We start from the raw sequence: 24,472 nt of genomic DNA on the forward strand, positions 1-24,472 counted from the left end.
AAAATCTGAAAAAGTTACTGACAAAAGCGGCCAAATTAATGTAGATTGGCGCACTTTTGAAATTAAACACAGGGGGGATCGTTCGTCTCAAACGATCCTTATTAAACATGACTGATCCTTGATCAACGATTAAGAGGATAACGCCGTTGACTAATATTTCTGGGACTCAATCGGCAGCTAAACTGCAAAAAACGCTAGGTCTCTGGCACATCATTATTATTGGTTTAGCTTATATTCAACCAATGACATTATTTGATACTTTCGGTTTAGTATCAGAAGAAAGTCATTATCATGTGCCAACGTCATATATCATTGCTTTAATTGCAATTTTATTCACGTCGATCAGTTATGGTCACATGATTCGTCGCTACCCTTCCTCGGGTTCAGCCTATACCTATGCGCAAAAGTCCATCCATCCGAATGTCGGATTTATGGTCGGTTGGTCATCATGGTTAGACTATTTATTGTCTCCAATGGTCAACATCATTCTTGCCGTGATTTACCTTGAGGCCTTATTCCCGGATGTAAACCATTGGGTCTGGGTGGTTGGTTTAACTGCATTTATGACCGCGGTCAACTTACGTGGTGCACGCTTCGTTGCAAACTTTAATGGTTTGATCGTTTTTGTGCAGTTGGGTGTGATTGCTTACTTCACGTGGATGGTTTACAGCTTGCTTGCTGGTGGCGTCAACGCAGATGGTACTTTGGTCAATGCGAAATATCAGTTATGGAGTTTAGAGCCATTCTGGAATGAGCTTACTTCACTGGGTGCCCTGATTACAGGTGCGACTTTGCTGTGCTTCTCATTCACAGGTTTTGACTCGCTCAGCTCGCTTGCAGAAGAAACAAAAGATACCGAGAAAACACTACCTAAAGCGATTTTCTTAACGGCACTTTTGGCCGGTGTGATCTTTATTATCAGCACCTACTTCATGCAGATTTACTTCCCGAACGATCCAAAGACTTACTTTGAAGATGTTGCTGCAACACAGCCTGACATTTTACAAGCCGTCGGTGGCGTTGCGTTTAAAACGGTGGTGTTGTACTTCGCAATTGTAACTGTTATGGCATCGGGTATTTCGGCACATGCAGGCGTTTCACGCTTAATGTATGTAATGGGCCGCGATGGCGTGATTAACAAGAAGATTTTTGGTCACATTAGTCCGAAAAGCTTTACACCGTCTTATAACATTCTCATTGTAGGTGCTGTAGCATTAACCGCTGGCTTCATGGACTTAGACATCGTTATTTCGATGATCAGCTTCGGTGCGTTAACTGCATTTACCTTTGTAAACTTATCGGTGATTTCAAGATATGCACTGCGTGATGGCCGCACAAAGAATATTAAAGATATCTTTAGCTTTGTGGTGATTCCAATGTGTGGATTCCTCAGTATCTTTGCCATGTGGCTAGAGATTGAAGAAACCGCGTTGAAATTCGGTTTATGGTGGGCAATGTTTGGTATTTTATACTTAGGTTATAAAACCAAAGGCTTTAAGCAACCTGCACCACAACATAATGAATTTGACGATCCGCTCTAATCTTTCATTCAAAAAGAAAAAGACGCCAAGTGCGTCTTTTTCTTTTTTAAACTAGAGCTAAAAAACTAGCCCTTAAATTGTTTAGTCATTTTAGCAATACGTTGTGCATAGGCTTTTGTGGTTTCGAGATCCCCTGCTGGGATTTCATCCGTACTTGCATCCGCTGGTGATTGCACCAACAAGCCTACAGAACCACCCAAATTATTTACATCTTGACGGGTTGCCGCTTTACTATTGGCAGGCAATAAACCCAAGCTTACCCAAATACCGCCATGCTGCGATGCAAGTGTTTGTAGTTGAATTAAGGTCACTTGCTTATCACCATTTAAGCTTGCGCTATTGGTAAAGCCACCGAAAATTTTATCTTGCCATGCGCGAGTAAACCATTTTTTTGAAGATGCATCGGCAAACTTTTTAAATTGCCACGGCGCAGTACCCATATAAGTTGGTGCACCAAATACAATTGCATCAGATTGATCCAGTGTCAGCCAATCTTGCTCTGGAATGTCTCCATTTGGTCAATCTCCACCAGATTTGCACCAATTTCTTGCGCAAAAGTTTGTGCAATCACTTTGGTATGACCATAACCTGAATAAAAAACCACTGAAATATTCGACATTTTAGTTTCCTCTTTTGAATTAGTTGATTGGCATCGCTGCGTCAATCATGATGCTGTGCCACGTAAACCATTAAAAATAAACAGTATGAAATATCTTAAACACTTGCCTGATCGGGCTTAAGTTTCAAATAACTTGCAACTTCATCGCTTAGGCCCTGCTTCAACTGCTGGGTCTTTTCACCGACCAAAACTTCATACGCATTTTGCTCGATGCCTTGAAAGATTTCTTGAGCTACTGTTTCTGGCGCAATCTTCGGAATGGGTAATGAACGAGTCAGATCGGTGTCAATAAAACCCACATGCACTCCCATGACCTGAATATTAAATTGAGACAACCACTGACGACTTGAGTTGGTATAGGACCATGCTGCTGCCTTGGAAATGGCATAACTGGTCAAAACAGTGCTTGGCTCCCATGACACATCCGATAGAATGTTGACCACATAAGCCTGTTGGTTCTTTTGCAAGATCGGAGCAAAAATTTGCGTCACTCGCATCAAGCCCAACAAATTGGTTTCCAAAATCTTTTGCGTAGTCGTGATAATACTGGCATCGACAGGATGCTCATTCAAAAGCGCAATGCCCGCATTATTCACAAGAATCGTGGTATCTGCGCACTGTTCTGCTGCCTGCTGAATAGATGCTTCATCATTTACATCGAGTTGAATCGGGGTAAGCCCTTCTTCCTGAAAGTTACCGATCTGACGCATACCCACATAGATCTTTCTAGCACCCTGACGACGTGCCTCTCGAGCGATGGCAAGTCCTAAACCACGATTTGCACCCGTAATAAAAACAACAGCCTCTGAAACTTTCATCATGTGATCCATCCAATTGCCAATATCTTGCGAAAGCGTAGTCTGATGACAGCGCTGCATTAAGTCTGTATTCATGATACACTTATGAAACCTAGTATCAATTAGTTACTACCTGGTAACTGGTCTGATTGATTGTTTCAAATGAAGATAGAATGTAAAAGAAGCATGGTTAGAAATGAATAAGCCAATGAAATTTAATATTTTTCATCCAGATTGTCCTGCTCGTCTTTTTTTTGAAAAATTTGCAGACAAGTGGATTTTATTGATTGTGTATACGCTGGATCAAGAATCACAGCACTTTAATGAGCTTAAGAAAAATGTTTTAGGTATTTCACCTAAAGTGCTGTCACAAAAATTAAAGATCTTAGAGCGCGATGGTTTTTTGACGCGAACCATTCATGAAGACAATGTGATTCGAGTGGAATATGCGTTAACTGAGATTGGCAAAGACTTTGCTCAAAATGCCTATCAAATGAAAGATTGGGTCGAAGCCAATATGCTTAAAGTTTTAAAATCCAGAGCTGGATTCGATCAAAAGCTAGAAAAAACAGAGCCCACTTAAGCGGGCTCTGTCACAACAATTTGATTAATCTAAAGGCTTAAAACCCTGCTGACGCCATGCTTCATACACAATCACAGCCGTCGCATTGGATAAGTTTAAACTGCGCGAGTTCTCAGCCATCGGCAAGCGAATCCAATGCTCTTTTGGAAACAACATACGAACCTGTTCAGGCAGACCACGCGTCTCAGGTCCCATGAGTAAAGCCACGGGACGATTCAAATCCGAAGTATGCGGGGTTTCCGTTCCTTTGGTGGTTAGAGGATAAATCGCGTTTATATCGACACCTTTTTCAGCTAAATTTGCTAAACACTCATCGAATGTTTCCCAAATTTGCATGCGCGCCCACTCATGGTAGTCCAAACCTGCACGTTTGAGTTTTTTATCATCCAGTTCAAAGCCAAGTGGCTTCACCAAATGCAGCTGCGCTCCAGTATTGGCACATAAACGAATGATATTGCCTGTGTTTGCAGGAATTTCGGGCTCGTATAAAACAACATGGATCACAGCTTTTCTCTACTCTTTCAATATGACAATAATTAATCTTGCCACTGTAATTGTTCACGCAAGCTTACTACATCACCAATGATGGTCAATGTAGGCGCTTGAATATGATTTTCTTCAACTTTTGATGCGATATCCGCTAAGGTCCCGACCACCACTTTTTGTTCTGGCGTGGTACCTTTCGAGATCAAAGCAACGGGCATGTCTGGGCGCTGCCCATGCTCAATTAACTTTTCACAAATTTTTTCTAAACCGACCAAGCCCATGTACAGCACAAGTGTTTGATTCTGATAGACCAACTCATCCCACGGTAACTCAGGCGAACCTTCTTTTAAGTGCCCCGTAAGGAAACGTACGCTTTGCGCATAATCGCGATGTGTCAAAGGAATACCTGCATAAGCCGAACAGCCCGACGCGGCAGTAATCCCTGGCACCACTTGAAATGGCACACCAGCGGCAAAAAGTTCTTGAATTTCTTCACCACCACGACCAAAGATGAAAGGATCACCACCTTTTAAACGGCAAACACGTTGACCTTTTGAGGCATATTCCACCAGTAAGGCATTGATGCCTTCTTGTGGAACAGCATGGTTTGAGCGGGCTTTACCCACATAAATTTTTGTTGCATCGCGACGGCAGAGTTCCATAATCGCAGGAGAAACCAAACGATCATAAATCACCACATCGGCTTGTTGCATCAAACGCAATGCTTTGAGGGTCAGCAACTCAGGATCACCTGGACCTGCACCAACCAAATATACCTCACCTTTCGGTGTTTTCCACTCCAACAGCGCTTGCTCGATTAAACGATCTGCTTCTACAAGATTGTCATGAAAAACCTGTTCTTTCAGGGGACTTGCATATAAGTCTTCCCAAAAAACACGGCGCTCATCAGGATTAGAAATCTTCGCTTTCACCGCTGCACGCCATTTTCCTGAAAACTCAGCCAGCTTACCCATGCCATGTGGAATACTGGTTTCAAGCTGGGTTCGAATTTGGCGAGATAAGACGGGGGATGTACCATTGCTGGCCACTGAAATCACCAAAGGCGAACGATCAACAATAGCAGGAACCATGAAACGGCAATGCGGTGGATCATCAACACTGTTGACCAGTATTTTCAGCGCTTCACAGTCCTCAAAGACTTGAGTATTCACCGCATAATCATCTGTTGCAGCAATCACTAAACGATAGTCATTGAGTTGAATCTGCGCAGGATATAGCGCTTGGATATATTGCCCTTGGCTTTCTTCAACCAGTTGCAATAAATTTGCATCAATATCAGGAGCAATGACATGAATCACCGCTCCTGCTTTATGTAACAACACTGCCTTACGGTAAGCAATATGCCCACCACCGACAATCAGACAAGGTTGCTGTTGCAACTTTAAAGAGATTGGAAAAATATCCACACACGACCTCAATGAGTTTTATCTGACTGTCTTAAAGCAATTATTGTGCACAAAACTGTGCAGTACATCGACTTTATTAGTCAATGTACTCAGCGCCGCCCATATATGGACGAAGCACGGTCGGAATTTCAATCGAACCATCAGCACGTTGGTAGTTTTCCATGACCGCAAGTAAAGTACGGCCCACAGCCAAACCTGAACCATTCAGCGTATGTACAAATTCAGTTTTCTTTTGGTCTGCACGGTAGCGTGCTTTCATACGACGCGCTTGGAAGTCACCCATGTTTGAACATGAAGATATTTCGCGGTATGTATTTTGACTTGGTACCCAAACTTCAAGATCGTAAGTTTTAGTTGCACCGAAGCCCATATCACCACCACAAAGAATGATCTTACGGTACGGCAAACCAAGTGCTTTCAAGATCCCTTCAGCATGACCTGTAAGCTCTTCAAGCGCTTGCATTGAGTCTTCTGGTTTAACAATTTGCACCATTTCAACTTTGTCGAATTGGTGTTGACGAATCAACCCACGCGTATCACGACCATATGAACCTGCTTCACTACGGAAACATGGCGTATGTGCTGCATATTTCAGTGGTAAACGGTCTGCATCAATGATTTCATCACGCACGAAGTTGGTTACAGGCACTTCCGCAGTTGGAATGAGGTAATACTCTTTTTCACCTTGTAATTTGAATAAATCTTCTTCAAATTTAGGCAATTGGCCTGTACCACGGAGTGAGTCAGCATTGACTAAATATGGCACATAAGCTTCGGTATAACCATTTTCCAAAGTATGTGTATTCAACATGAACTGTGTAATCGCACGTTGTAAACGAGCAAGTGGTCCTTTGAGCACGCTGAAACGAGAACCTGTCAATTTGGTCGCTGTTTCAAACTCAAGACCACCCATCCACTCACCAAGGTCAGTATGGTCTTTAATTTCGAAGTCAAACGTACGCGGCGTACCCCATGTGAGGATTTCCACGTTATCACTTTCGTCTTTTCCTTCAGGAACAGACTCATCTGGCAAGTTTGGAATGCTAAGTGATTTTGCTTCAAGTTCAGCTTGTAATTCAGACAAAGCGACTTCTGCGGCTTTGATTTCATCACCAATCGCTGACATGCGCGTCATAATTTCAGATGCATCACCACCAGCTTTTTTAATTTGGCCAACTTGTTTTGCACCCGAATTACGTTCAGCCTGAAGAGATTCAGTTTTGGATTGAATCTCTTTACGGCGAGCTTCTAGTGATGCCCATTCTTCAACATTCAGTTGTACACCACGTTTTGCTAAGGCTAAATTTACAGCCTCAATATTATTTCTGAGTAATTTCGGGTCGATCATAGCCAATCTTTTGCAAAGAAAAAAACTGGCTATAGTGTAAGCGCTTCAGGCCGAAAAATACAGTCACGCGATCACTAGCTGTGGCTTATTACAGCAATTTTCATGGCTTTTCTTTGCTCGCTTTTTCTCGTTCAGCTGCATAATCGACAAAACTCGGCAAATATTCCGCCTTAATTAAGCCGCTGGCTTGTTGATACGGTAAAACCAATTCAGACATCCCTTCTGCATAAGACGCTAATTCATATAAGGGATAGACGAACACCACACCTTTGGCACTCATATAATAATTATCTGTCAGCTTCAATTGCTCGCGTGAAATATTATGATCGGACAGCCACATGCTATTGGCACTATATAATGCATCTAATAATTGCGATTCAGTCTTGTCTACCACGATATCACTCAGCGCAACCCGTTTTTTCGTTGCCAAATCTAAGGTGATGTATTCGTTGTGATACATGCCATGCGCGGCACGCGCTGGGTAGTGATAATACATCAAGACAAAATCAGCATATTTTCCACGCTGCGCCACATAACGGACATCAGACAAAGTTTCACTGAGCATGTTTTCATCGATCTGTGGCTTTGCTTGCTTCGAGCTTTCAAATGCCACAGGATTGGCTTTTTTCATCCGCTCATCAAAATATTGACTGATCCATGGGACATTGGTTTCCAAGCTGTACAGCTTGTATTGGGTACATCCTTCCTCATCACATGCAATAGAACGCGCCAATTGTAATGGTCGAACTTTTGCCTCAATCAGTGGTAAAGTCTGTGTGACTTGAGCTGGTTTAGTTGTCTCTTCACTTTTTGCAGCATTACTGTCATTTCGTGGCTGACATGCGCTGAGCAATCCCGCGCACAACATCATTGCGAAGACAGATCCAATTTTATTGTTATGAAGTAATATCATGATTTACCCGCAGTTAAGTATTCAATAGCACAGACTATACAAAGCACAGCCATAACTTCCCACCACGTTATGTAACTGAACGTGATCCAATAAAAAACCACCCGAAGGTGGTTTTGAACAACAGACTCATATTATTGGTCAATAATGTCTGTGCCTTTAGGTGGAGTAAAATTAAAGGTTGAAGCTGGAATATTGATATTTACCTTAGTGTTATTAAAACGTACATAGGTTGTTTGTCCCAAAGAATCTTCTAAGATCATTAGCGTCGGCGCATTTTTCGCACCAAAACTGATCGTTAAGCTTTGAAATGCACCATCATCGCTTTTTGGGTACAAGGTATAGTAAGTTTTGCTCTGATTTGGTTGCGTAATACGATATGACTTACGAATCTGTTCCGTATTCCCTGACAATAATAGTGCAGGTGTATTCGCCACCTGTTCATCTAAAGTTTGACGAACCGCTTGCTGTAAGTCTGGATCATAAATCCATACCGTTTTACCCGAAGTTACAATGGTTTGTTTCGCAGGGCTTGTGGTTTCCCAATAGAATTTCCCTGGACGCTCAACTTTCATCACCCCTTTAAAGGTCTGATTCATATGCTGGGCTGATAAACCTTGTTTCTTCGGCGCTTTAGATGAATTTTTGACTTTGGTGGTTTGTTCAAAGTTAGAACTGATACTTTGGATACCACTCAACTGTTTCACTAAACTCGTCGTCGCTTGTTGCTCCGATGCTGCAACCGGAGCTGCAAATACTGTACTGCTCATAACAGGGCCAAGTGTTACTACCCCCACTGTCATTGCATATAAAGTCTTACGAAGCATTTTCATAATCTCACCTTTTATAATTTGCGCAGTCGCAATTCGTTAGATGAGCTATCTTAAATCAAATTTTATGGCTAATAATTGAGAATATAAGAAGATTTGTATATTTATTGGTGCTTAATGTTGTGAAATATCCATCATGATGAAGATAAGATGTGCTCTTTAGATATAGAAAAGCCTCTGAATATGCAGAGGCTTTTCTAACTGAGGTTAAGAATTATCACTGTCATTTCCATTGCCAACCAATTGCTGCACCTGCACCGAAATTACCTTCGCTATTGGTTGTTACAGCTACTTTGTATACATATTTGTTACTTTCAGTCACACCGCTGAGACCAAAAGCATAACCTTGCTCACCTTCCCATGTACCCACGCCGGCACTAAACATATTGTAGCCAGCATCTGTCGGTTGCGGTAAAGATGCTATCGCAATACTTGATGCTACTGCTGCATAGGTTCGATCTTCGAGTTTTCGCATGTCTCGGTTCAAGGCATTTACACGACTATCCGTATAAGCATTTGCTTGATTGAGGGTTTGTTGCCCAACTTGGTTCACATAGGTTTGTGCCTGATTCAAGATATTCGTATATGCTGCTGCCATTACTTCTGGGCTAATGCCGTTGGTACCATCCGCTCCTTGTGGGCCCTGCGGACCTTGTGGACCCTCTGGCCCCATTGGACCTTGTGGTCCTTGAGTTCCAGAACCATTTCCATGGCCGTTACCATTTCCATGCCCGTTACCGTTTCCATGCCCATTACCGTTTCCATTTCCGTGCCCGTTGCCATTTCCATGATCGTTACCATTTCCCTGCCCGTTGCCGTTTCCATGCCCATTACCATTTCCGTACCCGTTACCATCTCCGTTGCCATGCGACCCATGACCATATCCATTTCCATTCCCATGTGACTCGTGCCCTTGTCCCTGTTCTTGATGATTATCCCCTTGGGTTGCCCATGCAGCATTCCCCATGGCCAATACAATACTCAACAACAATAATTTCGGAGTAAGTCTTAGATTCGTAACAACGCCGCAATTCTCAGTGTTTGACCCATGAGAAATACGCAACGCTGTCTCTTTCATCATATGGTTTTTTTCAATTTGACTGTTTTGTTTTGCAACAACCATATGGCAGCAGGATTTTTCCAAGACTTTTGTGAATATTCTGTTCATGTCTGTCTGCCTTTCTTTTACTTTTACATTATTATTACGCTCCTATTTTTTGTGACGTATATCACCACTTACTGGTATTTAGTGTTTTTATTCAAATTAAAAAATGCAAAGAAAATGAGCTAACAATATGAATAGACGAAAAAAAACCCACAAAATGTGGGTTTTTCTTACTATTAAAACTTACGCTTCAACAGTTACGTAGCGACGGCCAAACTGACCTTTCACTTCGAATTTTACTACGCCGTCAGCGGTTGCAAACAAAGTATGGTCACGGCCCATACCAACGTTTTGACCTGCGTGGAATTCTGTACCACGTTGACGAACGATGATGTTACCAGCAGTCACAGATTGACCACCGTAAATTTTAACACCAAGCATTTTAGGGTTCGAATCACGACCGTTCTTAGTCGAACCACCGGCTTTTTTAGTTGCCATGTCTCATTACTCCTCGTGATTAGCCTGAAATAGCTGTAATTTTCAACTCAGTGAACCATTGACGGTGACCTTGTTGTTTACGGTAGTGTTTACGACGACGCATTTTTACAATACGGATTTTGTCGTGACGACCATGGCTAACTACTTCAGCAGTTACAGTAGCGCCAGCAACAACTGGAGCACCGATTTGAATGCTGTCACCATTTACTAGCATTAATACGTCATCAAACGTAATAGTTGCGCCAGTTTCAGCTTTCAACAATTCAACTTTAAGGGTTTCACCCTCTACAACACGGTGCTGTTTACCACCGCTTTGGATTACTGCGTACATAATGTACTCCAAACATGCCCGTGTCGTCGTGCCGATAAAGGAAGATATCGATCTTAATACGAACGCCACTGGGGTTAATCAAGGGCAAGGATTTTAAGTGATATTGACTCAAACAACAAGAGATTTGCCGAACTTATTAGACTAAATTAACGATTATTTAATAATCGAGAAAAACTCAATCAACAAATTACAGTTCAACTCTGGCTTGACTTTGCTTACAATGAAATAGATTTTTAAAATCAATCCGCTATAGTATGGATGAATTGATTTTAAAAATGTAAATAAGCCTACAAATGCAGTACGCTTATACATTGGGGAAATAAGGAACTGTCTTTCGTAAAATAAAGCCTCGCACACTAGCGAGTCTTATTTATGATTGAAATGAATCATTTAGACAGGTATCCCTATTTACACAATACTGGTAATGCTGATTTTTATCACTTTATATAGATGAGGCCGCTCTTCAAATGACCATCGACTTTAAGCAAGATATTCTCGCCCCTGTAGCTCAAGACTTTGCCACGATGGACACATTTATTAATGAAGGCATTACCTCTAAAGTGGCATTAGTCATGGCGGTGAGTAAACATGTGGTTGAAGCAGGTGGTAAACGCATGCGTCCCATTATGTGTTTATTGGCTGCCAAAGCCTGTGGTGCAGAAGACTTGGAACGCCAGCGCAAACTTGCTGCCATCATTGAAATGCTGCATACCGCAACCTTAGTCCATGATGATGTGGTCGATGAATCTGGCTTACGTCGTGGTCGCCCAACGGCCAACGCGACTTGGAACAATCAGACCGCTGTACTGGTGGGTGACTTTCTAATTTCACGTGCCTTTGATTTGTTGGTCGATCTCGGTGACATGACCTTACTCAAAGATTTTTCTACAGGGACTTGTGAAATTGCCGAAGGTGAAGTGTTACAACTTCAAGCACAGCACCAACCTGAAACCACAGAACAAACGTATTTAGATATTATTCACGGTAAAACGTCACGTTTATTTGAACTGGCAACTGAAGGGGCTGCCATTCTTTCTGGGACACCGCAGTACCGTGAACCGCTGCGTTTATTTGCTGGCCACTTTGGCAATGCCTTTCAAATCATTGATGATATTTTAGATTACACCTCAGATGCTGAAACATTAGGTAAAAATATTGGCGATGATTTAATGGAAGGTAAACCGACTTTGCCGTTAATCTCAGCATTGAAAAATACAACGGGTGAAGAACATGACATTGTTCGTCGAAGTATTGCGACAGGCGGAACGGCAGATCTTGATCAAGTCATTGCTATCGTAAACAGTTCTGGCGCACTAGATTACTGCCGACAACGGGCGCATGAAGAAACCGAAGCCGCACTTCAAGCATTACAGGCTTTACCTGACAGCCAATATCGTCAAGCACTGGTCAATTTAACCCAACTGGCTTTACATCGAATTCAATAACAAATGATGCTTTAAAATGTTTTTAACTTGCCTATGCATATAAAATTTAATGATCTGTTTTCTCAAATGCAGCAACAGCTTGAGCAACCTCAAGCTGTTTTAAATGATCAACTTTTAATTGAGTTGGTGGAGCGTATTCGTCCAATAGATGCGTATCAAACCGATGAAATCCACCAAAAATTTCAAGCGCTCATTCAAGCATTACTCATCACTCCCGATGCCGCATCAACCTTACAAAGCTTTGTACTGCGGCTTATTTCCCAATATAAACAAACCAGTCTTTATGCCGATACAGGTATCTTGTCTTTAGATGGGTTTTGGAACCAATTGTCACAGCGTTTAGGGGCACATTTTCTCCCGCTGATTAATGACGAAACTCAACTGCAAAATTTAGTCCGTCGCGTTTTTCCCAACCGAAGTGACAAATATTGGCTCGATAACATCCGAGACAGTGACTGGCTACAACTGCTGAACCTGCTCAATCACGGGCATGCCAATCAAAAAGAAAAAGTCAAAATTCGCAGTGAAGTGATTAAAGCCATTACGGTGTTGTCTTATCGGATTAGTGGTATTGGTTTATATCCAGAGTTTATTAATGCGCATCCTGAGCTGACCGAATATGAATCGCCTTTTTTAGTGCAGAACCGCGAAATTGTCGAATTCATTCAACAGTATAAAAAGGCACATCAAGACGCAGAAACCTCGAGTGTGGTTGCCCCACCCGACGCTTCTCAAGCGCTGGTCATGATTGAGCAGTGTCGTGATGTGGTATTGAAAATTCGTCGTGCGACTAGACGTATTGGAGTCAGTGTCAGTTTAACCTATCTGATTTCCTTACTTGAGCAATGCTTAGACCGCGTCGAACTGTTGCTCAATTTAATTGTAGAAGAAGGCGAAGTACACTATGAAGCGGTGAGTATGCTCTTGGTCGATATTACCGCTGCGATTTATAGCGAACGCAGCGTACGCTCTCTACTCACTACCAATAGTGAACTAATTGCGTTACAGGTAACTGAAAATGCCAGTAAAACCGGGGAACACTATGTAAGTACAGACAAACAAGGCTTTTTAGCCATGTATAAGTCCGCAGCGGGTGCAGGAGTTATTATTGCCATTATGGCAACGCTCAAAACCTTGTCGGCACGTATGGTCATGGCACCACTCATGCAAGCCTTTATTTACAGTATGAATTACTCACTAGGTTTTATGCTGATTCATGTCTTGCACTTTACTGTAGCGACCAAACAACCCGCAATGACTGCTGCAGCCCTTGCAGCAACAGTACAACACCGCAAAGGTTCTAAAACCGCGCAAATTGCTGAATTAGCAGCATTGATTATCAATATTATCCGTACCCAGTTCATTGCTATTTTGGGAAATATCTCAATTGCCATTCCTGTTGCCGCGTTTATTACGTGGGCATGGGCAACTGGCATGCATGAACCGCTACTCAACCATGCGAAAGCGGCGAAAGTTTTACATGACTTAAACCCTTTTACCTCTTTGGCCATTCCACATGCCGCGATTGCGGGTGTCTGTTTGTTTTTATCGGGACTTTTGGCAGGTTATTTTGACAATATGGCGGTTTATCGCAAAGTTGGCCCTCGCTTAAAAGCACACCCTCGTCTCAAAACGATCATGGGGCAAGAACGACTCGATAAATTTGCAGGCTATATAGAACGCAACTTAGGCGCGCTGGCGGGTAATTTCCTGTTCGGGATTATGTTAGGAAGTATGGGAACCATTGGTTATATTTTGGGTTTACCCCTAGATATTCGCCATATTGCCTTTGCTTCTGCAAACTTCATTCAAGGTCTGATGAATATTAATGGTAGTCCTGAGATTGGCTTGATTATTGTATCGTTCCTCGGAGTGCTCGCTATTGGTCTAACGAACTTATTTGTCAGTTTTACCCTCACGATTATTGTGGCTTTACGTGCACGTCGAGTTCGATTTGAACAATGGAAACCTTTAGCAAAATTGGTACTCACCCATTTTCTGACTCGCCCTAGTGATTTCTTTTGGCCCCCGAACGTCCCACTTGAAGTTGAAGAAAGTTCAAACAGTACAAAACACCATCCAAAATGATTTTGTACCGATTTTGAGCTCTTGTTACACTGTAAACAAAATTTTATACATGATTAATCAACACTTGAATTAAAGTGTACTGATGAGTACACTTTAACCCAGTAAATAACCGCGCTTAAATCGGTTGAAATGACACGAGTTCCAGCATGCCTTACTTGTTGCTTTTTATCGGTATTATTTTATTTATAATCAGTGGATTAGTCCTAAGCATTCAATCACTCACAGATTTAGATCTGGCGATGGTCGAATATTTCAGCACATTAAGAACTGAACCTATAGATAAGCTTGCAATACTTTTATCAGCACTCGGCGGCATGCCGTTTGTATTATTTCTAACCACTCTATGGTGTTTCCATCGTGCATGGTATAAAAAGTATAGAGATGTTGTTTTTATTGGTTTAGGCGTTGTTGGAAGTATTGCTTCTGCTTGGCTACTTAAATTTCTAATTTCGAGACCACGCCCACCAGAAATGTTTCACCTAGTGACGAGCTATGGTGCTTCCTTTCCGAGTGCGCACAGTATGTATGCTGCCACTTTGGCGTGTCTTGCCATTTTCTTAAGTCGACCATTTCCTGCACATCGTTATGTTGTATGCATTGCTCTTTTATGGATGCTGATGATGGGAATTTCAAGAGTCTATCTTGGAGTACATTTCCCATCCGACGTTCTCGCAGGTTGGAGCATTAGTATTATCTGGATTTCACTGCTTTACATCTTGTGCGGCAGATATACCCAATTAAATACACATTATTTTTAGATAAGAATCTAATCGAGGTGGAACAATGATGTCGGCAAAGCTTTGGGCCCCAGCCCTTACCGCTTGCGCATTAGCAACGAGTATTGCACTTGTTGGTTGTAGCAAAGATCCAAAAGATGCGCAGCAAGCTGGCGCTTCTCAACAAACGCCACCTACTGAAGTCGGTGTCATTGTTGCACAACCACAAAATGTAGAACAATCTGTAGAGTTATCTGGCAGAACCACGGCATTTGAAATCTCTGAAGTTCGCCCACAAACGAGTGGAATCATTCTAAAACGTTTGTTTGCGGAAGGCAGTTATGTACGTGAAGGTCAAGCACTTTATGAACTTGATGCTCGTACCAACCGCGCAACATTTGATAATGCCAAAGCAGCATTATTACAACAAGAAGCGAATTTAAGCACACTCAGAACCAAACTAAATCGTTATCAGCAACTGGTTTCAAGCAACGCTGTTGCGAAACAAGACTATGACGATTTAGTGGGTCAAGTAAATGTTGCTGAGGCACAAGTGGCAGCAGCACGTGCTCAAGTTAAAAATGCTGAAGTGGACTTAGGTTATTCAACCATCCGCTCACCAATTTCAGGTCAAACCAACCGCTCTACAGTTACTGCGGGTGCTTTGGTGACTGCAAACCAAACAGAGCCATTGGTGACAATTCAACGTTTAGACCCAATCTATGTTGATATCAACCAATCGAGTTCTGAACTTCTTCGTTTGCGTCAACAATTGAGTAAAGGTAGCTTAGACAGCAGTAACAACACGCGTGTGAAGCTGAAACTAGAAGATGGCAGTGATTATCCAATCGAAGGCCGTTTAGCGTTCTCTGATGCTAGTGTCAATCCAGATACAGGAACTGTGACGATTCGTGCGGTGTTCCCGAACCCGAATCACTTATTGCTTCCTGGTATGTTTGCCAATGCACAAATCGTTCAAGGCGTAATCCCGAATGCGATGTTAGTGCCGCAAATTGCAGTGACTCGTACACCAACAGGTCAAGCAATGGCAATGATTGTGAATGACAAAGGTGTAGTAGAGGCTCGTCAAATCACCACAGTTGGTATTCAAGGCCAAGACTGGATTGTGACTGAAGGCCTTAAAACAGGTGAAAAAGTTATTGTTGACGGAATAGCGAAAGTTAAAGCTGAACAGAAAGTTGTTGCGAAACCGTATCAACCTAAAGCAGCAGCACCTCAAGCTCCAACAACGGATGCTAAAAAGACAGAAGCTGGTGCGAAAACTGAACAAAAAGCTACTTCAAACGCATAAGGGGTAGACTGAATGGCTCAATTTTTTATTCATCGCCCCATTTTTGCGTGGGTGATTGCACTGGTGATTATGTTGGCGGGTATTATCACGCTGACAAAAATGCCGGTTGCCCAATATCCGACGATTTCACCGCCCTCGGTGACAATCTCTGCAACTTATCCGGGTGCTTCTGCACAGACTGTTGAAAACACAGTCACTCAGATCATTGAACAACAAATGAATGGTCTGGATGGTCTACGTTATATCTCTTCAAACAGTGCGGGTAACGGTCAAGCGTCTATTAACTTAAACTTTGAACAAGGCATCGATCCTGATATTGCTCAAGTTCAAGTACAGAATAAACTACAATCGGCAACGGCGCTTTTACCTGAAGATGTACAACGTCAAGGTCTAAAAGTCACCAAGTCTGGTGCGAGCTTTATGCAAGTTCTTGCATTTTACTCTCCAGATGGAAGCTTATCTGCTGCCGACATTAAAGACTATGTAAACTCAAACATTTCTGAACCGCTGAGCCGTGTTGCAGGTGTGGGTGAAGTCCAAGTTTTTGGTGGTTCATACGCGATGCGTATTTGGCTTGATCCAGCGAAAATGACCAGCTTACAAATTACTCCAAGTGATGTTGCAACTGCCATTAATGCGCAAAACTCACAAGTGGCGGTAGGTCAGTTAGGCGGTGCACCATCTGTGCAAGGTCAAGTGCTGAACGCAACAGTGAATGCTCAAAGCATGTTGCAAACCCCTGAACAATTTAGAAATATTTTTCTAAAAAATACAGCTTCAGGTGCTCAGGTTCGCTTGGGTGATGTTGCGCGTGTTGAACTCGGGTCAGATAACTATCAGTTCGACTCTAAATTTAATGGTAAGGCTGCTGGCGGTGTTGCGATTAAACTGGCAACTGGTGCAAATGCACTAGATACAGCAGCGGCTGTAGAAAAGCGCCTCAGTGAACTTCGTAAAAACTACCCAAATGGTTTAAAAGATCAACTGGCTTATGACACCACACCGTTTATTAAGCTGTCGATTGAAAGTGTTGTACACACGTTGATTGAAGCTGTCGTGTTGGTGTTCATTGTCATGTTCTTATTCTTACAGAACTGGCGTGCCACGATTATCCCAACATTAGCTGTTCCAGTGGTTGTATTGGGCACATTTGCTGTCATTAACATCTTCGGTTTCTCAATCAACACGCTCACTATGTTTGCGATGGTCTTAGCGATTGGTCTTCTGGTCGATGATGCGATTGTTGTGGTGGAAAACGTCGAACGGGTAATGCAAGAAGAACACCTCGACCCTGTAGCTGCGACCGAAAAATCAATGCAACAGATTTCTGGTGCCTTGGTCGGTATTACCAGTGTATTAACTGCGGTATTCGTACCGATGGCATTCTTTGCAGGCACAACGGGTGTTATTTACCGTCAGTTCTCGATTACGCTAGTTACCGCAATGATTTTGTCACTGATCGTGGCATTAACATTCACTCCTGCCCTGTGTGCAACCTTGTTAAAACAACACGATCCGAATAAAGCAGAAAGTAATAATATTTTTGCGCGTTTCTTCCGTTGGTTTAACAGCAGCTTTGAAAAGCTATCCGTAAAATACCAAGGTGGTGTCAACCGTATGACCCATCATAAAGTATTTTCTGGTGTGGTTTATTTACTGGTGATTGCAGGCTTAGTTGGCCTATATAAAGCTTTACCATCCTCATTCTTGCCTGACGAAGACCAAGGCGTCGTCATGACTTTAGTTCAGCTTCCACCAAGTGCAAGCCTTGAACGTACCGATAAAGTCATCACCACAATGACAGACTATTTCATGAATAAAGAAAAAGAACATGTAGAGTCCATCTTTACTGTTTCTGGTTTCTCATTCACAGGTGTTGGTCAAAACGCAGGTCTTGCCTTTATCAAGCTGAAGGACTGGAGTGAGCGTACGACACCTGAGTCGCAAATTGGTGCCATCATTCAACGTGGTATGGCATTGAATATGATCGTGAAAGACGCCTCTTACATCATGCCATTACAGTTACCTGCAATGCCTGAATTAGGTGTATCTGCTGGTTTTGACATCCAATTAAAAGATGCGAGTGGTCAAGGTCATGAAAAACTGATTGCTGCACGTAATGCGATTTTAGGTATGGCAGCACAGGATAAACGCCTTACAGGTGTGCGTCCAAATGGTCAAGAAGATACACCTCAGTATCAAATTAGTATTGACCAAGCACAAGCAGGCGCAATGGGTGTCAGTATTGCGGATATCAATACAACCATGAGCATGGCTTGGGGTGGTTCATATATTAATGACTTCGTAGACCGTGGTCGTGTGAAAAAAGTCTATGTGCAAGGCGAAGCAAATGCACGTATGATGCCTGAAGACTTGAACAAGTGGTATGTACGTAATAGTAGCGGCACAATGGTTCCATTCTCAGCATTTGCAACAGGCGAATGGACTTATGGTTCACCACGTCTAGAGCGTTATAACGGTGTATCTTCTGTAAACATTCAAGGTACTCCAGCACCGGGCGTAAGTTCAGGTGATGCAATGCTCGCGATGGAAGAAATTATTGGTAAGTTACCATCTATGGGCTTACAAGGTTTCGACTATGAATGGACAGGCTTATCTTTAGAAGAACGTGATTCGGGCAATCAAACAGCTCCGCTGCTTGTTCTTTCGATGCTTATCGTCTTCTTATGTCTTGCCGCATTGTATGAAAGTTGGTCTATCCCTGTTTCAGTATTACTAGTTGTACCACTCGGTATTCTTGGTGCATTTGCACTGACATGGTTAGGTATGATCATTAAGGGCGATCCAAACTTATCGTTCAACATCTACTTCCAAGTTGCGATTGTTGCCGTGATTGGTCTTTCTGCGAAAAATGCGATCTTGATCGTAGAGTTTGCAAAAGAGTTGCAAGAACAAGGTGAAGACTTGTTTGATGCAACCCTTCATGCTGCAAAAATGCGTTTACGCCCAATTATCATGACCACCCTTGCATTCGGTTTTGGTGTCCTTCCGCTTGCCCTTTCAACAGGTGCTGGTGCAGGTAGCCAACATTCAGTAGGCTTTGGTGTCCTTGGTGGTGTAATTAGTTCTACACTGTTGGGTATTTTCTTCATTCCAGTATTCTTTGTTTGGATTCGTAGTATTTTCAAATACAAACCTAAGAAACAAAATAATCAGGAGCAAACATCGTGATGCAAAAAGTATGGTCTATTTCAGGTCGTAGCATTGCGGTATCTGCACTTGCGCTTGCTTTGACTGCATGTCAAAGCATGCGTGGTCCAGAACCCGTCGCTCAAGCGGATATCCCAACAGGATATATTGGTTCAACGACAGGTCCATCTGTTGCAGAACAAGGCTATAAAGGCTTTTTTGCTGATCAGCGTTTAATCCAAGTCATCGAGTTAGCACTAGCCAATAACCGTGACCTCCGTACGGCGACTTTAAATATTCAACGTGCTCAGCAAGCGTATCAAATTAGCGAAAACAACCAACTGCCAACCATTGGTGCAAGTGGTAGTGTGCTTCGCCAAGATACACTCAGCAGCAACAAACCCATGACAACCTATAATGTTGGCCTTGGCGTAACTGCGTATGAGTTAGACTTTTGGGGTCGTGTTCGTAGCTTAAAAGACAATGCTTTAGACAGCTATTTAGCGACTCAAAGTGCACGTGATGCAACACAAATTTCGTTGATTGGTCAGGTTGCGCAAGCATGGCTGAGCTATTCGTTTGCTAATGCCAATTTAAAACTGGCAGACCAAACCTTAAAAGCGCAGCTTGAGTCGTACAATCTAAACAAAAAACGTTTTGATGTGGGTATCGACAGCGAAGTCCCTGTACGTCAAGCACAAATTTCGGTTGAAACTGCGCGTAATGACGTTGCGAACTACAAGACTCAACTTGCACAAGCACAGAACTTACTCAACCTACTGGTGGGTCAGCCTGTTCCTGCAAATTTATTGTCTCCTCAACCTGTGAAACGCATTACCCAAAGTACGGCGTTGACAGCGGGCTTGCCAAGCGACTTGTTAAATAACCGTCCTGATGTCCGCGCTGCGGAATATCAATTGTCTGCTGCGGGTGCCAACATTGGTGCGGCAAAAGCACAGTTGTACCCAACCATCAGCTTAACAGGCACAGCGGGTTATGCATCGACAGATTTAAGCGATTTGTTTAAATCAGGTGCCTTTGTATGGTCACTTGGCCCAAGCTTGGATATTCCAATCTTTGACTGGGGCACACGTCGTGCCAATGTGAAGATTTCAGAAACTGACCAAAAAATTGCGTTGTCAGATTATGAAAAAACCATTCAAACTGCTTTCCGTGAAGTGAATGATGCCTTGGCAGTACGTGAAAATATTGGTGACCGTCTAGCAGCGCAACGTCGTCTGGTAGATGCAACCAACACCACTTATAAACTTTCAACTGCTCGCTTCCGTGCAGGTATCGATAACTACCTGACTGTACTTGATGCACAACGTACATCGTACTCAGCGGAACAAGGGTTGTTATTGCTTGAACAAGCAAACTTAAACAACCAAGTTGAAGTGTATAAAACCCTCGGTGGCGGTGTAAAAGCCAACACGACGGATCAAGTGGTGAAACAGCCTTCTTCTTCAGATGTGAAATACAACAAAACAGCGAACTAAGGTTTGCAACATCAAAAGCTCACTTCGGTGGGCTTTTTTATTGCTTTTTGCTGGGCTTTTTCCTATCTTCAAAGATAATCAAATCATTTGAATATTGAACATTATGCTTTTAAGTAACCTTGAGTCTGTTCCTGGACATACCATTTCCCAACAATTGGATGTGGTCTATGGCAGTACGGTTCGGAGTAAACATGTCGGACGCGACTTTTTGGCAGGGTTAAAAAATATTGTCGGTGGTGAACTCACTGCCTATACTGAGCTTTTAGAAGAATCCCGCCAAGAAGCCATGAATCGTATGATTGCAAAAGCACAAGGCTTAGGTGCCAATGCCATTGTAGGTATTCGTTTTTCAACTTCTAACATTGCCCAAGGTGCATCTGAGTTATTTGTTTATGGCACTGCGGTCCGTATTACACCGTTAGACAACCATCTCCCCGATCCATTTCCAACACAGGCCTAAACCATGGAAAGTTTAGTTTTCCAACTGCTGATCTTTGCGGTGCTCTTTAGCGTCGGTTTTGGCTTTGGTCGCTACAATGAACGTAAACATTTGGCGGAGCTTGAACAGAATGAGAAGCGTCTTGCCTACATTACCGTGGGTAATTTACGCAAAGTAAGCTTCGAACAGTCTGGGCACATGATCAGCAGCAATGTTGTGATTTCTCATGACTATTTCAAATATGTATTGGCGACCGTGCAAAACTTTTTTGGGGGTAGACTCACCAGCTATGAAAGTGTCGTCGATCGTGCCCGTCGCGAAGCGATTGTCCGACTCAAACTTGAAGCGGAAAAACACGGCGCAACGCATATCGCTTGCATAAGACTGGCGACTACCGAAATGGGCATGCAAGGTGGTATGGTCGAAGTCTTTGCTTATGGGACCGCCATTCAAAGTCCTTAAACAGCGACTATTGACCAATCATCCATTCACTAAACTCAAACAGCATGAACATTCAAAATAGCTCATGCTCCCTCACCTTCTATCGTACATTCGGATGGCAGATTGCTCACTAGAGCATAATTCTCTCCACTGAACACAATAAAAATGGACATTACCTACACTATAAATAGGTCACAGATAATGAAATCTTTAACCCTGAAAATAAGTATGGCTGTACTCAGCATGATTCCACTTGTAGCCAAAGCTGAATTAATTGTACTGGCATCGCCTCAAAGTAATGATGCTTACTATGCAAAAATGATTGATAGTATTTTTGATTTTCACGTCGATTATGCAAAAAAAATTATTAAAAATGGAGACAATGTCGTTGTTCTGACGGACAAAGGCCTCTACCCCGACTATGTCAAAGCCTTGGGCAAAAAGCATGTGGCAATCGTACCGATGCATGACATTTGGATGCGCGACTTCAGCAGCGCTAATCCAGCTCAACCCGTCATGTTCCGCTACACTGCCGCAGGACAAGGTGGCGCTAAAAAAGGTCAGACCATTTCTGATGAAGTGCAAGATGAGTTTAAATACTATAGTCAAAAAGCAGGCTTACAGTTTACTCAAAGCAAGCTATTGAATGATGGCGGAAACTGGGTTGAAAATGGTTATGGCAATCTCGTCCTCAGCACCAAATTCCTAGCGGATAACAAGCTCACCGAAAGCGAAGCCCGTAAGAAACTCATGGCTCTAACAGGTGCAAAGCAGATTGCCTTCATTGAGGCCGATGAACAAGGGGGCTTGGAACATGCCGATGGTGTGGTCAGCTTTGTCGACCAAAATACCTTGGTGATTAACGCTTACCCATCCCGACTATGCCAAGCAACTTAAAGCCGATTTAAAGCGCAGCATTCCGAATGTTAAAATTCGTGAAATCATCCCCCCTTATGATGGCAGCGAAATCTACGATGAAAAATTTGGTTCTGCATGTGGCTTATACACCAATATGCTGGTGACGCCTGAACGGATTTACTTCCCACAGTTTGGCATTAAAGAGGATGCTGTCGCGTTACAGCAAATTCGTAGCATAACCAAACGTACTGTTGTTCCAGTACAGTCTGCTAATGTCTGTCATATGAGCGGTGGTGTGCGTTGTATGTCTTGGCAAGTGCGTGGGAAAAATGCGGAATGTTCTTAAACTATTTAAATAAAATCAGTAAGTAGTACAGTGCTGTTCCCCTATCAAAACATGGGGGGTATAGGAACAACTTGATCCCAAAAGGCAGGTGAAAGAGACTTTCCTCCTGCCTTTTTAAATTTACTTCACTTTCATCTTACGAATCATTTTATACAACGTTGTAGGCGATAAACGAGACACCAGCACCCCCATTTTCTCTTTGCGACCGCCGACTACAATGTATTCTTCACCTTTGAGCAATGCACTCACCACCGTTTGCGCAAAGATATCGGGTTCTAAACCATTTTCAATTGCTTCGTCTTGATGCCCCTGTGGTTTACCCTCACCATTTAAAGCATTAAACGAGACATTGGTTTTAACAAAGCCTGGGAAAATCACCGATACATCTACGCCCTCATTGGCCACTTCGGCACGCAGGCTATTTGCCCACATATGAATGGCAGCCTTGGCTGCTGAATAACTGGCACGGTACTGCGTCCCCAATAGCCCTGCAACACTCGAAACAAAGGCAATACGGCCAGATTTTTGTGCTAAAAATGTCGGTAGAACGGTTTTGGTTAAAAACACTTGTGAAAAATAATCCACTTCCATAATCGCACGTTCAGTCTGCATGCTGGTGTCAGAAATCAAGGCACGTTGGCTTAAACCTGCATTATTAATCAACCAATCAATTCGACCTTTTTTCTGTAGCACTTGCTCATAAGCATGACGAACTTGAGCTTCGTCGGTAATGTCGGCACAAATGGAAATGTGTTGATCTGGATTGAGCAGCCCGACACGAACTTTTTCGAGTTCGTCAAAACGTCTTGCCGTGAGTACGACCTCAGCACCCTGTAAAGCACATTCTTTAGCTAGTGCTTCACCTAACCCTGAAGATGCCCCCGTAATCCATACCACTTTAGCGTCTAAACTGTTTAACTGTGCCATGTCCTTATTGCCTCATACCGAAGTTTTATTTGCAGATTGATCATTTAAAAAAGTCAGGAAATGATCGAAATATTGACTCATCATCTGCGCATCATAGATACGCCCTAATTTATCAAAACGTTTATAGCCCAACTGGGTCGTCAAGTTAATCACCCCATTTAGTGTTTTATCGACCACCAGATTAAATTTAAGCATCTTTTTGGGTTCGCGAACCAGACTGGTCACCCCTTGATCGACTATTTGCGTAAACACCTTCAAAGCTGGAGCAACATAACTGTTATTGCCCTTTTCCATCTGTTCCGCACAACCCAAAAGTTCGGTAACTAAGGTTTTTTCGACTGGGTAGCTTAAAAAATGCATGCTCTCGGTGTCATACATCATTTGCTCTAGATAATTCACCATTGGAATTAGACGGTCATTTGAAAAAAAAGACACGGACCACGGCATGTACTTACGCATAGTGTCTACAATGTGCTGAATAATTTTCTCAGACTCCCCATCGCCTGAGGTAGACAAGCGTGCAAGATCGCCAAAGACTTGATCAATCACTTCACATGAAATATCCGCTAAAACCTCACCCAAAGGTTTGGCAAGACTTTGGCTTTCGCCGGCATTAAGCTGTTGATGAATGTGAGCAAAGCGTTGGTGAGTTTCAGGTTTTAATTTTAATGATATTTGATAAGTCATAATGATCCTCCCCTTTTTTGATTTTTACTGCGAACAAAGCGCACTCTAGGTTTAGACACATCATAAAGCGCTCTGCATCATGTCGCAAT

The 24,472-nt window shown here is 42.8% G+C and carries 21 protein-coding genes and 2 pseudogenes; 11 read left to right on the forward strand and 12 right to left on the reverse strand.

From position 1 onward, the window contains the following. Positions 1 to 146: 146 nt before the first annotated feature. Positions 147 to 1,541, forward strand: a complete 1,395-nt coding sequence (locus AC4CVD_RS12855) for an APC family permease (RefSeq protein ID WP_005400375.1) — start codon at positions 147 to 149, stop codon at positions 1,539 to 1,541. Positions 1,542 to 1,606: 65 nt separating this feature from the next. Here AC4CVD_RS12855 and AC4CVD_RS12860 read toward each other — a convergent pair. Together AC4CVD_RS12860 and AC4CVD_RS12865 are read right to left on the reverse strand one after the other, a co-directional pair. Next, positions 1,607 to 2,160 (reverse strand): annotated as a pseudogene (locus AC4CVD_RS12860) (flavodoxin family protein). 95 nt (positions 2,161 to 2,255) lie between these two features. After that, positions 2,256 to 3,038, reverse strand: a complete 783-nt coding sequence (locus AC4CVD_RS12865; protein ID WP_490753522.1) for an SDR family NAD(P)-dependent oxidoreductase — start codon at positions 3,036 to 3,038, stop codon at positions 2,256 to 2,258. Positions 3,039 to 3,153: 115 nt separating this feature from the next. On the opposite strand from AC4CVD_RS12865, the gene AC4CVD_RS12870 reads away from it, so the two are divergent. Beyond that, on the forward strand, positions 3,154 to 3,540 hold the full coding sequence (locus AC4CVD_RS12870; RefSeq protein ID WP_436905599.1) for a winged helix-turn-helix transcriptional regulator: 387 nt from the start codon (positions 3,154 to 3,156) through the stop codon (positions 3,538 to 3,540). A 24-nt stretch (positions 3,541 to 3,564) separates the two neighbouring features. Here AC4CVD_RS12870 and AC4CVD_RS12875 read toward each other — a convergent pair whose 3' ends face one another. The 8 genes from AC4CVD_RS12875 to rplU all read right to left on the reverse strand — a co-directional run bounded on the left by AC4CVD_RS12875 (position 3,565) and on the right by rplU (position 10,475). Continuing rightward, a complete protein-coding gene (locus tag AC4CVD_RS12875) occupies positions 3,565 to 4,044 on the reverse strand; it encodes a tRNA (cytidine(34)-2'-O)-methyltransferase (RefSeq protein ID WP_428854106.1) in 480 nt (159 codons plus the stop codon). A 32-nt stretch (positions 4,045 to 4,076) separates the two neighbouring features. Continuing rightward, positions 4,077 to 5,453, reverse strand: a complete 1,377-nt coding sequence (gene cysG, locus AC4CVD_RS12880) for a siroheme synthase CysG (protein WP_490753248.1) — start codon at positions 5,451 to 5,453, stop codon at positions 4,077 to 4,079. A gap of 76 nt (positions 5,454 to 5,529) precedes the next feature. Next, positions 5,530 to 6,801, reverse strand: a complete 1,272-nt coding sequence (gene serS / locus AC4CVD_RS12885; RefSeq protein WP_004695457.1) for a serine--tRNA ligase — start codon at positions 6,799 to 6,801, stop codon at positions 5,530 to 5,532. A gap of 100 nt (positions 6,802 to 6,901) precedes the next feature. Then, positions 6,902 to 7,714 carry an RsiV family protein gene (locus tag AC4CVD_RS12890; RefSeq protein ID WP_490753249.1) on the reverse strand — a complete coding sequence of 271 codons (813 nt, stop codon included), beginning with the start codon at positions 7,712 to 7,714 and terminating at the stop codon, positions 6,902 to 6,904. 131 nt (positions 7,715 to 7,845) lie between these two features. Then, entirely contained in the window at positions 7,846 to 8,544 is a 699-nt protein-coding gene (gene lolA / locus AC4CVD_RS12895; protein WP_490753250.1) for an outer membrane lipoprotein periplasmic chaperone LolA, read from the reverse strand. Positions 8,545 to 8,764: 220 nt separating this feature from the next. Then, positions 8,765 to 9,529: a YadA C-terminal domain-containing protein gene (locus tag AC4CVD_RS12900; protein WP_490753251.1), complete on the reverse strand. Its 765-nt coding sequence runs from the start codon at positions 9,527 to 9,529 to the stop codon at positions 8,765 to 8,767. Between the two features lie 360 nt (positions 9,530 to 9,889). Then, on the reverse strand, positions 9,890 to 10,144 hold the full coding sequence (gene rpmA, locus AC4CVD_RS12905) for a 50S ribosomal protein L27 (protein WP_004695443.1): 255 nt from the start codon (positions 10,142 to 10,144) through the stop codon (positions 9,890 to 9,892). Positions 10,145 to 10,163: 19 nt separating this feature from the next. Continuing rightward, a complete protein-coding gene (gene rplU / locus AC4CVD_RS12910; RefSeq protein WP_004695441.1) occupies positions 10,164 to 10,475 on the reverse strand; it encodes a 50S ribosomal protein L21 in 312 nt (103 codons plus the stop codon). Between the two features lie 467 nt (positions 10,476 to 10,942). Between rplU and sdsA the strand changes: the two genes are divergently transcribed. The 9 genes and pseudogenes from sdsA to AC4CVD_RS12955 all read left to right on the forward strand — a co-directional run bounded on the left by sdsA (position 10,943) and on the right by AC4CVD_RS12955 (position 22,795). After that, positions 10,943 to 11,920, forward strand: coding sequence for an All-trans-nonaprenyl-diphosphate synthase (gene sdsA / locus AC4CVD_RS12915; RefSeq protein WP_004982856.1), 978 nt, complete (start codon positions 10,943 to 10,945; stop codon positions 11,918 to 11,920). A gap of 33 nt (positions 11,921 to 11,953) precedes the next feature. After that, positions 11,954 to 14,008 carry a site-specific recombinase gene (locus tag AC4CVD_RS12920; protein ID WP_490753252.1) on the forward strand — a complete coding sequence of 685 codons (2,055 nt, stop codon included), beginning with the start codon at positions 11,954 to 11,956 and terminating at the stop codon, positions 14,006 to 14,008. A gap of 146 nt (positions 14,009 to 14,154) precedes the next feature. Further along, a complete protein-coding gene (locus AC4CVD_RS12925; RefSeq protein WP_490753253.1) occupies positions 14,155 to 14,766 on the forward strand; it encodes a phosphatase PAP2 family protein in 612 nt (203 codons plus the stop codon). A gap of 25 nt (positions 14,767 to 14,791) precedes the next feature. Next, positions 14,792 to 16,036, forward strand: coding sequence for an efflux RND transporter periplasmic adaptor subunit (locus tag AC4CVD_RS12930; protein ID WP_419277694.1), 1,245 nt, complete (start codon positions 14,792 to 14,794; stop codon positions 16,034 to 16,036). A 12-nt stretch (positions 16,037 to 16,048) separates the two neighbouring features. Next, complete coding sequence (gene adeJ, locus AC4CVD_RS12935; protein WP_286407478.1) at positions 16,049 to 19,228, forward strand: multidrug efflux RND transporter permease subunit AdeJ; 3,180 nt, start codon at positions 16,049 to 16,051, stop codon at positions 19,226 to 19,228. Next, a complete protein-coding gene (gene adeK, locus AC4CVD_RS12940) occupies positions 19,228 to 20,685 on the forward strand; it encodes a multidrug efflux RND transporter AdeIJK outer membrane channel subunit AdeK (protein WP_490753523.1) in 1,458 nt (485 codons plus the stop codon). The genes adeJ and adeK overlap by 1 nt, the downstream gene beginning before the upstream one ends. Positions 20,686 to 20,788: 103 nt before the next feature. Beyond that, positions 20,789 to 21,145, forward strand: coding sequence for a YbjQ family protein (locus tag AC4CVD_RS12945; protein WP_176538152.1), 357 nt, complete (start codon positions 20,789 to 20,791; stop codon positions 21,143 to 21,145). A 3-nt stretch (positions 21,146 to 21,148) separates the two neighbouring features. Then, positions 21,149 to 21,586 (forward strand): YbjQ family protein, encoded by a 438-nt coding sequence (locus AC4CVD_RS12950; protein ID WP_078389118.1) that lies wholly within the window; start codon positions 21,149 to 21,151, stop codon positions 21,584 to 21,586. A gap of 180 nt (positions 21,587 to 21,766) precedes the next feature. Continuing rightward, positions 21,767 to 22,795, forward strand: a pseudogene (locus AC4CVD_RS12955) (agmatine deiminase family protein). A gap of 94 nt (positions 22,796 to 22,889) precedes the next feature. On the opposite strand, the gene AC4CVD_RS12960 reads toward AC4CVD_RS12955, so the two are convergent. Both AC4CVD_RS12960 and AC4CVD_RS12965 read right to left on the reverse strand, forming a co-directional pair. Continuing rightward, positions 22,890 to 23,696: an SDR family NAD(P)-dependent oxidoreductase gene (locus AC4CVD_RS12960; protein WP_490753254.1), complete on the reverse strand. Its 807-nt coding sequence runs from the start codon at positions 23,694 to 23,696 to the stop codon at positions 22,890 to 22,892. Between the two features lie 12 nt (positions 23,697 to 23,708). Then, positions 23,709 to 24,383 carry a hypothetical protein gene (locus AC4CVD_RS12965; RefSeq protein WP_004982886.1) on the reverse strand — a complete coding sequence of 225 codons (675 nt, stop codon included), beginning with the start codon at positions 24,381 to 24,383 and terminating at the stop codon, positions 23,709 to 23,711. Positions 24,384 to 24,472 lie beyond the last annotated feature (89 nt).

The sequence above is a fragment of the Acinetobacter sp. LipI_23 genome, assembly GCF_058243045.1.